The organism is Pseudomonas leptonychotis (genome assembly GCF_004920405.1).
Taxonomy (GTDB): Bacteria; Pseudomonadota; Gammaproteobacteria; order Pseudomonadales; family Pseudomonadaceae; genus Aquipseudomonas; species Aquipseudomonas leptonychotis.
In genome coordinates, this window is sequence record NZ_RFLV01000001.1 from 973,009 (window position 1) to 988,870 (window position 15,862).

General features: G+C 58.8%; 15 protein-coding genes. 6 read left to right on the plus strand and 9 right to left on the minus strand.

Annotated features, from left to right (window positions below; translation table 11 throughout):
* Positions 1 to 32: 32 nt before the first annotated feature.
* Both D8779_RS04440 and D8779_RS04445 read right to left on the minus strand, forming a co-directional pair.
* A complete protein-coding gene (locus D8779_RS04440; RefSeq protein WP_136663245.1) occupies positions 33 to 794 on the minus strand; it encodes a substrate-binding periplasmic protein in 762 nt (253 codons plus the stop codon).
* A gap of 104 nt (positions 795 to 898) precedes the next feature.
* Positions 899 to 1,849, minus strand: coding sequence for a substrate-binding domain-containing protein (locus D8779_RS04445; protein ID WP_136663246.1), 951 nt, complete (start codon positions 1,847 to 1,849; stop codon positions 899 to 901).
* 334 nt (positions 1,850 to 2,183) lie between these two features.
* Between D8779_RS04445 and D8779_RS04450 the strand changes: the two genes are divergently transcribed.
* The 3 genes from D8779_RS04450 to D8779_RS04460 all read left to right on the plus strand — a co-directional run bounded on the left by D8779_RS04450 (position 2,184) and on the right by D8779_RS04460 (position 4,868).
* Positions 2,184 to 2,912 (plus strand): VC0807 family protein, encoded by a 729-nt coding sequence (locus D8779_RS04450; protein WP_136664422.1) that lies wholly within the window; start codon positions 2,184 to 2,186, stop codon positions 2,910 to 2,912.
* A 23-nt stretch (positions 2,913 to 2,935) separates the two neighbouring features.
* The gene (locus D8779_RS04455) at positions 2,936 to 3,388 is read left to right on the plus strand and encodes a YqaA family protein (RefSeq protein ID WP_136663247.1); all 453 of its coding nucleotides are present in this window, start codon (positions 2,936 to 2,938) and stop codon (positions 3,386 to 3,388) included.
* A 208-nt stretch (positions 3,389 to 3,596) separates the two neighbouring features.
* A complete protein-coding gene (locus D8779_RS04460; RefSeq protein WP_136663248.1) occupies positions 3,597 to 4,868 on the plus strand; it encodes an Hsp70 family protein in 1,272 nt (423 codons plus the stop codon).
* A 255-nt stretch (positions 4,869 to 5,123) separates the two neighbouring features.
* Here the strand turns inward: D8779_RS04460 and D8779_RS04465 are convergent, their stop codons facing one another.
* A complete protein-coding gene (locus D8779_RS04465; RefSeq protein ID WP_136664423.1) occupies positions 5,124 to 7,439 on the minus strand; it encodes a YgiQ family radical SAM protein in 2,316 nt (771 codons plus the stop codon).
* A gap of 196 nt (positions 7,440 to 7,635) precedes the next feature.
* Here D8779_RS04465 and D8779_RS04470 point away from each other — a divergent pair, with 196 nt between their 5' ends.
* A complete protein-coding gene (locus D8779_RS04470; RefSeq protein ID WP_420875579.1) occupies positions 7,636 to 9,552 on the plus strand; it encodes a diguanylate cyclase domain-containing protein in 1,917 nt (638 codons plus the stop codon).
* A gap of 1 nt (position 9,553) precedes the next feature.
* Here the strand turns inward: D8779_RS04470 and alr are convergent, their stop codons facing one another.
* On the minus strand, positions 9,554 to 10,633 hold the full coding sequence (gene alr, locus D8779_RS04475; RefSeq protein WP_136663249.1) for an alanine racemase: 1,080 nt from the start codon (positions 10,631 to 10,633) through the stop codon (positions 9,554 to 9,556).
* Positions 10,634 to 10,886: 253 nt separating this feature from the next.
* Here alr and D8779_RS04480 point away from each other — a divergent pair, with 253 nt between their 5' ends.
* Both D8779_RS04480 and D8779_RS04485 read left to right on the plus strand, forming a co-directional pair.
* Positions 10,887 to 11,252 carry a VOC family protein gene (locus D8779_RS04480; RefSeq protein ID WP_136663250.1) on the plus strand — a complete coding sequence of 122 codons (366 nt, stop codon included), beginning with the start codon at positions 10,887 to 10,889 and terminating at the stop codon, positions 11,250 to 11,252.
* Between the two features lie 57 nt (positions 11,253 to 11,309).
* Complete coding sequence (locus D8779_RS04485) at positions 11,310 to 12,011, plus strand: helix-turn-helix transcriptional regulator (RefSeq protein ID WP_136663251.1); 702 nt, start codon at positions 11,310 to 11,312, stop codon at positions 12,009 to 12,011.
* Positions 12,012 to 12,040: 29 nt separating this feature from the next.
* On the opposite strand, the gene dnaB is transcribed toward D8779_RS04485, so the two are convergent.
* From dnaB to rpsF, 5 genes are all read right to left on the minus strand, one after another.
* Positions 12,041 to 13,435: a replicative DNA helicase gene (gene dnaB / locus D8779_RS04490; protein WP_136663252.1), complete on the minus strand. Its 1,395-nt coding sequence runs from the start codon at positions 13,433 to 13,435 to the stop codon at positions 12,041 to 12,043.
* A gap of 114 nt (positions 13,436 to 13,549) precedes the next feature.
* Positions 13,550 to 13,996 (minus strand): 50S ribosomal protein L9, encoded by a 447-nt coding sequence (gene rplI / locus D8779_RS04495; RefSeq protein WP_136663253.1) that lies wholly within the window; start codon positions 13,994 to 13,996, stop codon positions 13,550 to 13,552.
* 21 nt (positions 13,997 to 14,017) lie between these two features.
* Positions 14,018 to 14,911, minus strand: a complete 894-nt coding sequence (locus D8779_RS04500; protein ID WP_136663254.1) for a hypothetical protein — start codon at positions 14,909 to 14,911, stop codon at positions 14,018 to 14,020.
* A gap of 36 nt (positions 14,912 to 14,947) precedes the next feature.
* The gene (gene rpsR / locus D8779_RS04505) at positions 14,948 to 15,178 is read right to left on the minus strand and encodes a 30S ribosomal protein S18 (RefSeq protein ID WP_069519637.1); all 231 of its coding nucleotides are present in this window, start codon (positions 15,176 to 15,178) and stop codon (positions 14,948 to 14,950) included.
* Between the two features lie 28 nt (positions 15,179 to 15,206).
* Positions 15,207 to 15,629 (minus strand): 30S ribosomal protein S6, encoded by a 423-nt coding sequence (gene rpsF, locus D8779_RS04510; RefSeq protein ID WP_136663255.1) that lies wholly within the window; start codon positions 15,627 to 15,629, stop codon positions 15,207 to 15,209.
* Positions 15,630 to 15,862 lie beyond the last annotated feature (233 nt).

Below are 15,862 nucleotides of genomic sequence, written 5' to 3' on the forward strand. Positions count from 1 at the left end.
CAGTCAGGCTAGCTCAGTGCCGCCGGATTACCTCAAGGTGTCGGTGCTATTCCAGGCACCTTGTAGGGCTCACTAAACCAGCGCTGCTGAATGCGCTGCAGGCTTCCATCACGCGTCGCTTGTTCAAGCGCTTGCTGCCAACGCTGTACCAACTGAGGATCGGTGTTCTTTGAAAAGGCGATATAGGCACTGTTGTCCATAAAAGTGAACTGTAATTCGACCTCCTCACGGCGCATGCCCTGCTCCGCGAGCATCTCGTCCAGGGTCAAGTTATTGGCCACCAGCAGCGCTACCCGACCATGCTTGAACATCTTGGTCATCTGCTGTGGCGTGGGAACGCCGTACAAGTTTTTCAGGCCTCTATCACTGAGGTACTCGTAGGAGTACCACTGTTTGGGCACCGCCACGCTCTGGAGCCGCTCAACTTCCTGCAACGTACGCACCTTCAAACCACTACCGCGTCGCGCATAGAAGCTGGTGTGCCCCACCGCAATCGGTCCGACCCATTGAAACAAGGGGTCGCGCTTAGCCGTGCGCACGGTAGAGAACAGTCCGCTGTTGGCCTCATGCTGAACCTGCTGGTAACCACGGGTCCAGGGCACCAGCTCGATACGCGTCTCTTGCCCGGTCCGCTGCACCAGCAACTCGACCACCTCCACCGCCATGCCAGTCAACTCACCCTTGTCGATAAAGCTCATTGGCCGGTAGTCCTCGGTATACAGGCGCAACTCAGCCGCCAGCAGCGCTGTGCCACAACTTAGCAACAACATGCCGATCAAGAGTCTCAACGTCATGGGTACCACCTGCGAGACATAAAATGCGGAGTTATAACAACGCAATGAGAAATAGCCATGGGGCCACCAGCCGGCGAATCTGAGGCGCTAATACGCACAAAAGCCTAGCGATTGGCCGAGAGCTCCGATTCCCGCGATTGCTCCCATTGCGCCAGGTTTTCGCGATTCACCAATCTAACCTGCAGCGCCACGTTCACCGGCTCAAGCGGGAGCTTTCCGCGCAAGCCTTGCGCCGCCAGTTGGACTGCCTGATAGCCAATGGCATGGGCTTGTTGAATCATCAGGCTGTGGATATCACCCTGGCGCAACGCATCCAGAAGCAGATCATCGGCATCGAACCCCACATGCAATAACTTGCCGGCTTTACCGAGCCGGCGTAGCGCCGCCAGCACCGCACGTGAACTGGTGCTATTGGGCGTAAACACGCCCGCCAGCTGTGGCAACTGATCAGCCAAGGCATCCACCGCAACCTGGCTGTCTTCACCCACGTAGGTATCAATCAGAATGCTCAGCCCGCCGTCTTGCGCGCCCTGACGGAAACCACGCTCACGCTCACTGGTCGACGGTATACCTGCCTGTAAGCGCAGCAAGGCCACCTTACCCCGACCACCAAGCGCCAACGCCAGTGCTTGCCCGGCCTGCACACCCGCGAGAAAGTTGTCGGTAGCCACCACACCACGCACCGCGCTGCCGGGTAGATCACGGTCAAAATAAATGGTGGTCAGTCCATTAGCTGCCAACTGGCGCATACGCGGAATGATCTCAGTACCGCTGGGCGCAATAACCAGCGCTTTGCAGCCGTGCTCCAGAGCCCAGTTGATCAACTGCAGCTGCGTTTCTACCCGCCCTTCGCGGCTGGGCCCGCGAAAATACATGTCTACCCCTTGCTCCCTGGCGGCCTGGCGTGCGCCAGCTTCAACTTGCAGCCAAAAAGGAGTGGCGCTAGCCGCCACCACTCCCACGCAATCCTTTGCCAACACCGAGGCCGTCCAACTGGTTAATAGCGCAAGAATCAGTAATGAGTCTCTCGACAAAAATCGACTGCACATCAACATAACTCCCAAAACCTAGTCACGCCGGGCACCGAACCAAACAGCACTGCATGCGTTACTGCAAGGGTACTGATATCACTTTAGCATCAGTCCATTAGCCTCGCCGAATGCAGGACCGCCGGTTATCCGCCAGAAAAACCGCGGGAGAACCTGCCAGCGCATCATTGAATAACGGTTTTTTCTGGCTCGCTCGCGCTGATACCAGGCTCGGGGCCGTTGCTGAGCAACGGTCAAAATGACGTCTGGTCATTTTTTTTCACACTCCAGGCGACGGCTGGGCTGGTAGCCGCCGCCCAGGCAGGCGATGATCGCGTCTCTTTCCTGCACCTTGAATGACATGACCGATACCACGCAAAGCACTCAGGCCACGCACAAACCCCGTCCACTGATCGATTTGCTGGTCAGCATCATCATCCCTTCACTGATTCTGATGAAGCTCAGTGGTGAGGCCAAGCTGGGGCCCGATGGGGCGCTCATGCTGGCGCTGGCCTTCCCCTTGGGCTGGGGCAGTTTCGAGCTGCTCAAGTACCGCAAATTCAACTTTATCGCCTTGCTTGGCTTGGTCAGCGTGCTGCTCACCGGCGGTATCGGCCTGCTTAAACTGGATAACCAGTGGCTGGCGATTAAGGAAGCCGCGATCCCCGGGCTGATCGGCATCGCCGTCCTGGTCTCGACCCGCACGCGCTACCCGTTGATCCGCACCATGCTGTTCAACAAAACGGTACTCAATGTCGACAAGATCCATGAGCGCTTGGAGCAGGCTGGCAACACCGAACAGTTCGACGCCCGCCTGCTTATGGCCACTTACTGGCTGAGCGGCACCTTCTTCTTTTCCTCGGTGATGAACTACGTATTGGCCAAGTGGATTGTGATCAGCCCGGCCGGCAGCGAAGCCTTTAACACCGAGCTAGGGCGGATGAACCTGCTCAGCTATCCGATGATCGCGATCCCTTCGATGATCATGCTGATGGCCATCTTCTATTTCCTGTGGCGCACCATCCACGGCCTCACCGGCCTCAAGCTGGAAGACGTGATGGCCAATGCTGAACAGGAAAAGCAGCCCTAAGCGACACAGCCCGGCAAGCACGGGTGCTGACGCTCTCAGCGTATCTGGGGCTGTTTATTTCGGCCCTGGGCGCCGCCACCCTGTTGCCGCTGCAATCGGAGAGCGTGCTGGTAGCCCTGCTGCTCAGCGCGGCGTATTCGCCCTGGGCACTGCTGGCCGTCGCCAGCGTCGGCAACATCCTGGGCTCACTGCTCAACTGGCTGCTGGGGCGCTACCTTGAGCACTTTCGCCACAGGTCCTGGTTTCCGATCAGCGACGCGCGCCTGCTGCAAGCGCAACGCGGCTATGCCCGTTATGGCCGCTGGTCGCTGCTGCTGAGCTGGGTACCCGTTATCGGTGACCCCCTGACGCTGGTAGCCGGCATGATGCGCGAACGCCTGTGGGTTTTTCTGCTGATCGTCAGCTTGGCGAAAACCGCCCGCTATGCCGTGTTGATAGGTCTGACACTGGGCGGCACAACGTTCGTCGCGCCGTAGCCCAATAAGCACAGCATTCGCCTGACGACTCGCATAGAATGCGCGGCCGTTTTTTGTGTTCGGCACATCCATGTGCTGCCCCATCGGGGCTTACACGCGATGCAGCGCCCGGTGCGTTACTGGTCTGCCAGCCATGACCGCACGCGTCGGGCCATCGCCACACGACACCAAAACCGCTCCCGGTCATTTTTCAGGAACAGCGCGCCGCATGACTCTCTCTACACCCGCCCGCGCCTGCGGCATCGACTTCGGCACCTCCAACTCCACTGTCGGCTGGTTACGTCCAGACGCCGACACTCTGATCCCTCTGGAAGACGGCAAAATCACCCTGCCGTCCGTGGTGTTCTTCAATATGGAAGAACGTCGCCCGGTCTACGGCCGCCTGGCCCTGCACGAGTACCTGGAAGGCTACGAAGGCCGCCTGATGCGCTCGTTGAAAAGCCTACTGGGCAGCAAGCTGCTAAAAAGCGAAACCACCGTGCTCGGCAGCGCCTTGCCCTTCAAGGACCTGCTCGGTTTCTTTATCGGCGAGTTGAAAGCGCGTGCAGAAAGCGCTGCTGACCGACCGTTTGAAGAAGTGGTACTGGGCCGCCCGGTGTTTTTCGTCGATGACGACCCGGTGGCCGACCTGGAAGCACAGAACACCTTGGTTGCCGTGGCACATAAGCTCGGCTTTAAAGACGTATCGTTCCAGTACGAGCCGATTGCGGCAGCCTTCGATTACGAGTCGGGGATCAGCCAGGAAGAACTGGTGCTGATCGTCGACATCGGCGGCGGCACCTCGGACTTCTCCTTAGTGCGCCTGGCCCCCGAGCGCCGTAACGTCACCGACCGCAGCCAGGACATTCTCGCCACTGGCGGCGTACACATCGGCGGTACCGACTTCGATAAGCAACTCTCGCTGGCAGGTGTGATGCCGCTGTTCGGTTATGGCAGCCGAATGAAAAGCGCCGCGCCGATGCCCACCAGCACCCACCTGAATCTGGCGACCTGGCACACCATCAACGCGGTCTATTCCGCGCAGTCACAGCGCCAGCTGCAAAGCATGCGCTACGACATCGTCGACCCCACCGGCATCGACCGCCTGTTTCAACTGATCGAGCGCCGCGACGGCCACTGGCTGGCCATGCAAGTGGAGGACAGCAAGATCGCCCTCACCGAGCAGGATGCGCGACCGATTGACCTGGGCCGCCTTGAACCCGGCCTAGTCGCCGAGCTGACCCGCGACTTGTTCGAGAATGCCATCGAGCCGCTGCTGGAGCGCGTGCGCGCCAGCGTCACCCAGTTGCTGAGCGACGCCGGCGTAAATGTTGAGCAGGTCGATACGGTGTTCTTTACCGGCGGCTCCAGCGGCATTCCAGCGCTGCGCCAGAGCGTTGCGGCAATGTTGCCCAATGCCCAGCATGTTGAAGGCAACACCTTCGGCAGCATCGGCAGTGGCTTGGCGATTGAAGCGCAGAAGCGGTACGGCAATTGTTAAAACCGGTGGTTTAACACGCTCGCGGCTAAAGCCCCTCCCACAGATGTATGCAGGCTGTGGGAGGAGCTTTAGCTGCGACAAGTTTATAGACCGTAGGATGGGTTGAGCACAGCGACACCCATCTCCCACCACACTATCGACTTGATGGGTTACGCCGCTACGCGACTAACCCATCCTACGGCTGCGCAGCCCCACGCCTGCAACCAGCCCCATAAAAAACGCCAGCTCAAGGCTGGCGTTTTTTATGGGGCAGAATCAGCGCGGCACAGCCGGCTTCTTCACCGGCTTCTTGCCTTTGCCTTTAGCAGCATCAGAGCGTTCTTTGGCGGCCTGCTGGTTACGCACCTGCGCAGCCGCTTTGGCCTGCTCACGCTTGTCCCATGGGTTGCCACCTGCCGCACCGGTATCACGCGGTGGCAAACCGGTGTGCTGAGTCAGCATCGGCTTGCTCTTGGTGGTGTCCTTGGCAACCTTGTGGCTGCCGGCCGGCGTCGAGTTCTTGCGGCGCGCGCTCTGGTAGCCGTCGGTAGCCGGCTGGTGCAGCGGGATCAGCTGGTTTTTGCCCGGCCCAATTAGGTCAGCACGGCCCATGCGAGTCAGCGCTTCACGCAACATCGGCCAGCCTTTCGGGTCGTGGTAACGCAGGAACGCCTTGTGCAGGCGACGCTGCTCCTCGCTCTTAACAATAGTCACGCCATCGCTCTTGTAGCTGACCTTGCGCAGCGGGTTCTTGCCCGAATGGTACATGGCCGTGGCAGTGGCCATTGGTGAGGGGTAGAACGCCTGCACCTGATCGGCGCGAAAGCCGTTGCCCTTAAGCCACAGCGCCAGGTTCATCATGTCTTCGTCGGTGGTGCCGGGGTGCGCAGCGATAAAGTACGGGATCAGGTACTGCTCTTTGCCCGCCTCTTTCGAGTACTTCTCGAACATGCGCTTGAACTTGTCATAGCTGCCAATGCCCGGCTTCATCATCTGATTGAGCGGACCTTCCTCGGTGTGTTCCGGGGCGATCTTCAGGTAACCACCGACGTGGTGGGTGACCAGCTCTTTCACATACTCCGGCGACTCGACGGCGAGGTCGTAGCGCAGGCCGGAGGCGATCAGGATCTTCTTCACACCTGGCAGGGCGCGGGCGCTGCGATACAGCTGAATCAACGACGAGTGATCGGTGTTCAGGTTCGGGCAGATACCGGGAAACACGCACGACGGCTTACGGCACGCGGATTCGATTTCCGGGGTTTTGCAGGCGATGCGGTACATGTTCGCGGTCGGCCCGCCGAGGTCAGAAATGACGCCGGTAAAGCCTGGCACCTTGTCGCGAATCTCTTCGATCTCACGAATGATCGACTCTTCCGAACGGTTCTGGATGATCCGCCCTTCGTGCTCGGTGATCGAGCAGAAGGTACAGCCACCGAAACAGCCACGCATGATGTTCACCGAGAAACGGATCATGTCGTAGGCCGGGATCTTCTCCTTGCCATAGACCGGATGCGGAACACGCGCGTAGGGCATGCCAAACACGTAGTCCATTTCTTCGGTGGTCATCGGGATGGGCGGCGGGTTGAACCACACATCCACTTCGCCGTGCTTTTGTACCAGCGCGCGGGCGTTGCCCGGGTTGGTTTCCAAGTGCAGTACACGGTTGGCGTGGGCGTAGAGCACCGCGTCGCCACGGACTTTTTCCATCGATGGCAGACGGATCACCGTCTTGTCGCGGGTCATCCTTGGGCTGGCCAGCAACTCGACAACCTTGGCCTCGTTCGGGTCTTCAACCGGGCCCTTTTCCTGCTCAATCGCGCAGGCCTGGGTGTCCTGGGTGTTCACGTACGGGTTGATGATTTTGTCGACCTTGCCCGGTCGATCGATACGCGTGGAGTCGACCTCGTACCAGCCCTGCGGCGTATCACGACGAATAAACGCGGTGCCGCGCACATCGGTGATGTCTTCAATCTTGTGGCCATAGGACAAGCGCTGGGCCACTTCGACGATGGCGCGCTCGGCGTTGCCGTACAACAGAATGTCAGCGCTGGCGTCGATCAGGATCGAGTTACGCACGCGATCCTGCCAGTAATCGTAGTGGGCGATGCGGCGCAGGGAGGCTTCGATGCCGCCGAGCACGATCGGCACATGCTTATAGGCTTCTTTGCAACGCTGGCTGTACACCAGGCTGGCACGGTCCGGACGCTTACCGGCCATGCCGCCTGGGGTGTAGGCATCGTCCGAGCGAATTTTCTTGTCGGCGGTGTACCGGTTGATCATCGAATCCATGTTGCCGGCCGCGACGCCAAAAAACAGATTCGGCTCGCCGAGCTTCATAAAGTCGTCTTTCGACTGCCAGTTCGGCTGAGCGATGATGCCGACGCGAAAGCCCTGCGACTCCAACAGCCGACCAATGATCGCCATGCCAAAAGAGGGGTGATCCACATAGGCGTCACCGGTCACGATGATGATGTCGCAGCTGTCCCAGCCAAGCTGATCCATCTCTTCCCGGCTCATCGGCAGGAAAGGCGCAGGACCGAAACACTCGGCCCAGTACTTTGGATAATCGAATAATGGCTTGGCGGTTTGCATGGACATGGAAAGTGACCGGCGTTGGCGAACAGGGATGAAAAATCGCGGGCGCGAAATATAGCACAAAAATTAACCAAACCCGACCAATCAGCTAGGTTTAATGGCAGCAAATCGCCTCAGTCTTGTGGCGTCAGAGTAATGGCTTAGGGCTATACTCGGCCCAATAACATCGGCCATCAATAGCCGAGATCAAGGAGTGCACGCGGTGCAACGCTTAGCCTTTTCTATTCTCTTTACGCTGAGTGTGGTGCTTTGGCCCAGCCTAGCAAGCGCCGCTATCGTGCTTACACCTGACAGCAGCGGCATGTCCCTGAATGGCGACATCGAGCTACTGGAGGATCGCGGTGCGCAATTAAGCATTGTCGACATGGCCGACCCCGCCGTCCAAAGCCGTTTCAAACCAGCTAATGGCCGCGCCAGCGTCGGCCAAAGCACCAGCCCCTGGTGGATCAAGGTCACCCTGCAACGTGAGAGCAACTCGCCAAGCCAGTGGTGGTTAGAAGTGGGCTCCGTCACCCAACTTGACCTGCGCCTTTATCTGCCCGGTGCAGACGGCAACTGGCAGGAGCGTGAATCAGGCGAACGAGTGAGCTACAAACAAAGCCGCGACCACGACTTTCGCCATATGCTGTTCAAGCTTCCACCCCTAGATCAAGCGCCCCTCACCTTCTACCTGCGCAGTTACGATCCGGCTGGCAACTCGTTCCCGTTACGCACCTGGCAACTCGATCAGTTGATCCAAGCTTCAGCAGAAGAGAATCTCGCCCTCGGCGTGGTCTACGGCATCATCGCCGCCCTGCTGCTGTACAACCTGTTTATCTTCTTCAGCCTGCGCGACTCGGCCTATTTTTGGTACGTGCTGACGACTGCCGGCGCCCTGCTGATGATTGTCAGCATGAGCGGTCATGGCTTCCAATACCTGTGGCCGGACAACCCCGTACCGTTTTGGCTGGACCGCGTCACGCTGCCCTCGCTATGGGGCTTCTGCGCCTGCCGCTTTACCCAGTGCCTAATGCAGACCCGCAGCCATGTACGCTGGGCTCATCATCTGCTGAGCTTCGCCTGCGCTTGCTACGTCATCGCGATAGCCCTGGAAGGCCTAGGCCAACGCAACATTGCCGCTTGGATTATCGCCCTGCTCTCACTGACCAGCATCCCAGCCGCTCTGGGCTCGGCGCTGATCCGCTGGCGTCAAGGCTACTTCCCGGCGCTGCTTTACCTCTGCGGTTATGGCCTGATTCTCGGCAGCATCAGCCTGGCACTCATGCGCGCCACTGGCCTGGTGCAACCAGCCGCCTGGAATGCCTATGTGTTCCCTCTGTCCGTGGCCGCCGAATCGATACTGTTCTCCTTCGCACTGGCGTACCGAATCCAAACCCTCAAGCAGGAAAAAGCCGAAGCATTGATACAGGCAGACCGCGAAAAAACTGCACGCATGGCGCAGATGCAAGGCAGTGCCGACGAGTTACAGAATGCGGTGCAACTGCGCACCGCCGAACTGGCCGCCGCCAACCAACAACTCTGCGAACGTGAACGCGATTTGCGCCACGCCGCCTTCCACGACCCGTTAACCGAACTGCCCAATCGCCGCTTCTTGGTCGAGCGCTGTGAGGCGGCGCTGGCCAACGCCCGGCGACAGAGTGAGGCCACCGCCTTGCTGCTAATCGACCTCGATCATTTCAAACCGATCAACGATAAATACGGCCACGACGCCGGCGACCTGATGCTGCAAAGCATCGCTCAGCGCCTGCGCGAACACGTGCGCTCCGGAGATGCAGTGGCGCGTTTGGGCGGCGACGAGTTCGCCGTGCTGATTTGCGGTGCAGATGCCGAGCAACATGCTCGTGACATCGCCAGCCGCCTACTGGACGAGCTGGCCAAGCCAGTCAGCTATGGGGCAGAGCGCCTAACCGTGACCATTAGCATCGGCGTCGCGCTTTACCCGCGCCATGCCAGCAACTTCACCACGCTGTACAAGGCCGCCGACCAGATGCTCTACAAGGTCAAGAGCCGTGGCCGCTCAGGCTCAGCGGTGTGTGGCGAGGATGGCGAACTGAGCAGCGAAGCACGCCTGCACCTGGATGTACTCAGCGTCCCCAGCGGCCTGCTCTGACTCAGCTGCTGCGATAGCGCCGCGGCACACGAGCCGTGACCTTGCTGAGCAGCTCGTAACCAATGGTGCCGGCAGCCTGCGCCACCTCATCCACCGGTAACTGCGCGCCCCACAGTTCAACCGCATCACCCTCGACCGCGTCGGGTAAGTCCGTGAGGTCAACCATCAACATGTCCATAGAAACCCGGCCGACCAACGCCACCCGCTGCCCACGAACAATCACCGGCGTGCCGTTCGGCGCATGGCGTGGGTAACCATCGGCATAACCACAACTGACCGTACCAATGCGCGACGGACGTGAGGCGCGCCAGGTGCCGCCATAGCCTAGGGCATCCCCCACATCGACCTCACGACAGGCAATCAACTGCGCCGTCAGGCTCATGGCTGGACGCAGGCCCAGCTCAGCCACCGTCAGATCAGCACAAGGGGTCGCGCCGTAAAGCATGATGCCCGGCCGCAGCCAATCCATGTGCGCTGCCGGGATCGTCAGAATCGCCGCCGAATTGGCCAGCGAGCGCTGAGCGAAGTCCAGATCCAAGACATCGAGAAATGCCTCAAGCTGCTGTTCGGTCACTTCACTGCCGCGCTCATCGGCGCAGGCAAAGTGACTGAGCACACTCAGCTCAGCGACCTGCGGCGCACCGTGCAAGCGCCCGTGCCATTCGCGCAGCGCCACCGCACTGAAACCCAGTCGGTGCATGCCGCTGTCCAGCTTCACCCAGGCATTCAGCGGCCGGCTCAATGTGGCCGCAAGCAGCTCTTGTGCCTGCCGCGCATTGTGGAGAACCACATCCAAGCCCAACTGCGCGGCAAACTGATATTCAGCCGCGGCAAAACAGCCTTCCAATAACAGAATCCGCGCCTCACTGTGCAACGCGCGCACCTCTGCAGCTTCTTCCAGGCTGGCCACGGCAAAGCCTTCCGCAACCTCGTGCAGGGCCGTCACCACCTCGCGCACGCCATGCCCGTACGCATTTGCCTTAACCACCGCAAACGCCTGCCGCCCCGGCGCACAGCGCTTGGCCACAGCATAGTTATGGATAATTGCGGACAGATCTATGGTGGCGACAAGGGGACGCATGCTAGTGCTCCACAGCAGAGGAAAGCCGAGCATCTTAAACCTCAGCCTCCGGCCTGCAAGTGCCAGGTCACCAACCACCGCCAACATACAAACGCTGCGCCTAATAATTAGCGAAGCAAATTTAATCGTGTAACGGCAAAAGCTACTGACAATAAGCTGTCAGTAGCGCTGCTCTAAAGTCGACTGCACAGGCCAAAACGCACGATCAACGACTGCCACGGCCTGCCACCCCTGACTTTCAAGGAAAGAGAAAATGAATGCGATTAACTGGTTCGAGCTATTTGTCAGCAACTTCGAGCGCGCCAAGGACTTCTATGAACGCGCACTGGCAACGCCCTTAGAGGTAATGGACGGTATGGGTGGACGCATGGCGCTGTTGCCACATACACCAGAGAGCGGTGTTGGTGGTTGCTTGAGCGAGTCGGCCGAGCAACAAAGCGGCATTGGTGGTACTCGGGTTTATCTGAACGTCGAAGGTCATCTGGATGCGGTGGTGAGCCGAACCCCCTCGGCTGGGGGCGTCATAATCCAAAGCAAGATGTCCATTGCTCCCCACGGCTTTATCGCTGTGATAAAAGACAGCGAAGGCAATGAAGTAGGCCTGCACAGCATGTCCTGACCCAACAATACCGGGCGCGCGACAGCACGCCCGGCAACACAAAGCATCTGAGGGAACATGAGGCGCGCTGACCGTCTGTTTCAAATCGTGCAATTTCTGCGCAGCCGCCGTCTAACCACCGCCCAGTGGCTGGCTGAACGCCTGCAAGTATCGGTTCGCACTGTCTATCGAGATATCCAAGACCTCTCACTCTCCGGAGTCCCGCTGGAAGGTGAGGCAGGTGTCGGTTACGTGCTGCGCCAGCCGATGGACTTACCGCCCCTGATGTTCGAGCGCGAGGAGATAGAAGCACTACTGGTGGGCGCACGCATGGTCAAAGCCTGGGCAGACCCGCAACTTCAGCGGGCCGCTGAATCAGCACTGGCCAAGATTCATGGTGTACTGCCTAGCGAGCTGCGCGACGAGCTCAATCGCAACCAGTTATTTGCCCCCGAAACCAATCCGTACCCTGTGCACTGGCTAGGCCAATTACGCCAGGCTATACGCCAGCGCCACAAGTTGCTGATCAGCTACCGGGATGAACGCGGGGAGACCAGTCAACGCTGCGTGTGGCCGCTGGGACTGTTCTTCTGGGGCCAAACCTGGACCCTGTGCTGCTGGTGTGAACTGCGCAGCGACTTTCGCAATTTCCGCGTCGATCGAGTGGAGCAATTGCAAGACCGCGCTGAAATCTTTGCAGCGGTAGAAGGCCAACGCCTGGATGACTACCTAAAACCCTATCTAGGCGAGCAGGCGACCGCCCCGCTCTACAAGAGCTAAAGGCCCACGGACAACTCAAGGTAGGCCAATCAGTCTTCGTCGAACTGATAACTGCCCGGCGCCAGGTTTTCGAAGCGCGAGTACTTGCCCAGGAAGGCCAGGCGCGTGGTGCCGATCGGCCCGTTACGCTGCTTGCCGATGATGATTTCAGCCACGCCCTTGTATTCGGTCTCCGGGTGATACACCTCATCCCGATACACGAACATGATGATATCCGCGTCCTGCTCGATGGCTCCGGACTCACGCAAGTCAGAGTTGATCGGGCGTTTGTTCGGGCGCTGCTCCAAGCCACGGTTAAGCTGCGAAAGCGCCACTACCGGGCAATTGAACTCCTTGGCCAAGGCCTTAAGCGAGCGAGAGATTTCAGAAATCTCGTTCACCCGGCTCTCGCTGCTTGAGCCTGGAATCTGCATCAGCTGCAGGTAGTCGACCATGATCATGCCGATCTCGCCGTGCTCACGGGCCAAGCGCCGGGTACGCGCGCGCATCTCCGACGGCGAGATGCCGGCGGTATCGTCGATAAACAACTTGCGGTCATTGAGCAGGTTGACCGCACTGGTCAGCCGCGGCCAATCGTCATCATCCAGACGGCCCGCACGCACCTTGGTCTGATCGATGCGCCCCAAGGAAGCGAGCATACGCATGACGATGGAGTCGGCTGGCATCTCTAGGGAATACACGACAATCGCCTTGTCGCTGCGCAACACGGCGTTTTCCACCAGGTTCATGGCAAAGGTGGTCTTACCCATCGACGGACGACCGGCAACGATCACCAAGTCCGCTGGTTGCAAACCGCTGGTCTGCGCATCCAGATCGGTAAAGCCGGTGGACAGCCCAGTGATGGCATCCCCGGAGTTGAACAACGTATCGATACGATCAATGGCCTTAACCAAGATGTCATTGATCATGATCGGCCCGCCGGTCTTGGGCCGCGCTTCAGCAATCTGGAAGATCAGCCGCTCGGCTTCATCAAGGATCTCTTCGCCGGTGCGGCCTTGTGGCGCATAGGCGCTGTCGGCAATCTCACCGCTGATACCGATCAGCTGGCGCAAGGTCGCGCGCTCGCGAATGATCTGCGCATAGGCCTTGATGTTGGCCACCGAGGGAATGTTCTTCGCCAGCTCGCCGAGGTAGGCCAAACCGCCGACCTGCGACAACTGCCCTTCCTTGTCGAGCTGCTCGGATACGGTCACTACGTCAAAGGGGTGGTTGCGTTCGGCCAACTTGAAAATGGCGCGGAAGATCAACCGATGGTCGTGGCGATAGAAGTCGCCGTCCGACACCGCATCGAGCACCCGCTCCCAAGCGTTATTGTCGAGCATCAGGCCACCCAGCACGGCTTGCTCAGCCTCGATCGAGTGCGGCGGCACCTTCAGGGCTGAGGTTTGCAGGTCGTACTGTTCGGGCAGGCTGATGTCGTTCATAAGGCTCGGGAAAAATTCTGTGGTGTAAAAAACAAAGGGCACGGCATCGCTTTCGCAATGCCGTGCCCGATGTTAGCGAGCCTGCACCTAAGTGCAAGCCCGTTGAGCAGCCCGTTAGGCAGCTACAACAACAACCTTAACGGTTGCTTCAACGTCGCTGTGCAGGTGCACGGCTACGTCGTATTCGCCAAGTTGACGAATAGTGCCGTTCGGCAGACGCACTTCAGCTTTAGCCACTTCAACGCCAGAGGCGGTCAGGGCTTCAGCGATGTCGTGAGTACCGATAGAGCCGAACAGTTTGCCTTCATCGCCCGCGGTAGCGGTGATGGTGACTTCCAGTTCAGCCAACTGAGCAGCACGGGATTCAGCGTAAGCTTTCTTCTCGGCAGCCAGTTTTTCCAGCTCGGCACGACGTGCTTCAAACGCAGCCACGTTGGCTGGGGTTGCAGCAGTTGCTTTGCCGAATGGCAGCAGAAAGTTACGACCGTAACCGGACTTAACGTTCACTTTATCGCCCAGGTTGCCCAGGTTGGCGACTTTTTCCAGCAGGATCAGTTCCATTTGGTAATAACCTCTTAACTTTTAACCTTCACCGTTCGCAGGGCCCGAGCCTTGTTTGCGCTCAAAGCGACCACGAAAATCAAGCAGACTGTCGACAATGGCCAAAACCACCAGTAACGGATAGGTCAGCTGCATAAACAGCAACAGCGTGATGTACAACCCAACCAACCAAAACTTGCCTAGCCGACCTTGCGCGACCACCCCATGCAACAGGGCAATACCCGCAAACGCTAACGGCACACTGCACAACGGCGTCAGCATGGCCATTTGCGGGCCCAGATTGGGCCCCAACAGCATGCCTACCAGCAGCAACATCGCCAGCGGGGTCGGGAGGCGTAGCGCGCGAAACTCACGGCCGAAACCACCCGGGTTATACAATTGCGCCTGCCAGAAGCGCCCAAGCATCAGGCTCAACAGACTGACTATCTGCAACAACGCCGCGATCAAACCAGTCAGCACTGGTGCAATCAGGCTATCCAAGCGCGCTCGCTCATCCACCGACATTTGTTGGTGGACCCCTTCGAGCATTTGCGGCATGAGCTTTTGCAACTCAAGCGCCATTGCCTCGATGGGTTCGCGGAACACCGCGCCCAAAACCAGCCCATACACCAGGCCCAATGCCACACTGCAAAGCAGCACACGATTCCAGGACAAATTGGCGCGTAGCAACAACGCCAACCCCAACGCACCGAGCAACACCAATAAGGTGCGCGGTTCGCCGAAATACCACCAGCCAATGGCCGGCAGCAGAGCCCAGGCGAGGATGCCAATGGCATCACTCCAACCGCGCCGCAGAAGCACCAGGCTTCCAGCGGCAGCACTCAACCAGAACAGCAGCGGCAATGCCGCAGAAACAACCACTACAAGAGTGGCCTGCATACGGCCGCGCATAATGAATTCAGCTAAGGCGCGCATGCGATCTATCCCTTACTTCTTGTCGAACATCTGGTCTCAGCGGCCGTGGCTGTCGGTGTAAGGCAGCAGGGCCAGGAAGCGGGCGCGCTTGATAGCGGTAGCCAGCTGACGCTGATAACGAGCCTTAGTACCGGTGATACGGCTAGGAACGATCTTGCCGGTTTCCGAGATGTAAGCTTTCAGCGTGTTGAGATCTTTGAAATCGATCTCTTTCACTTCTTCTGCGGTGAAACGGCAGAATTTACGACGACGGAAGAAACGTGCCATGAGAGTGGCTCCTCAATAGATCCGTGGATTACTCGTCAGCGTTGTCGCTGTCGTTGTTGTCGCTGTCATCGCCATCGTTAGAATCGGCGTTTTCAGGACGGTCACGACGCTCACGGCGCTCACTGCGGTTTTCTTCGGCCTTGAGCATCTCGGACTGGTCGATAACGGCCTCGTCGCGACGGATGACCAAGTTACGGATCACGGCATCGTTGTAACGGAAGTTGTCTTCCAGCTCAGCCAGGGCTTTGCCAGTGCACTCAACGTTAAGCATCACGTAGTGAGCTTTGTGGACGTTGTTGATGGCGTAAGCCAGCTGACGACGCCCCCAATCTTCCAGGCGATGAATCTTGCCGCCGTCTTCTTCGATCAGCTTGGTGTAACGCTCAACCATGCCGCCGACTTGCTCGCTCTGGTCCGGGTGAACCAGAAAGATGATTTCGTAATGACGCATAAATGCTCCTTACGGGTTGTAGCCTGCCGCAAAATGCGGTCAGGCAAGGAGTGAATTTCACTTGTTTGTCTTGCTGAAACAGGAAGGCGCGAATACGCCTGCCGTAGCGGCAAGGGCCGACATTCTAGTGAGGCGCCCCGCCACATGCAAGGTGAACTGGTGATTATTTGAACAACTAAGCGCGAGCGAGAGAGTAAACCGCTGACCACTCAAGTAGACCGAGCGCCCTGGAG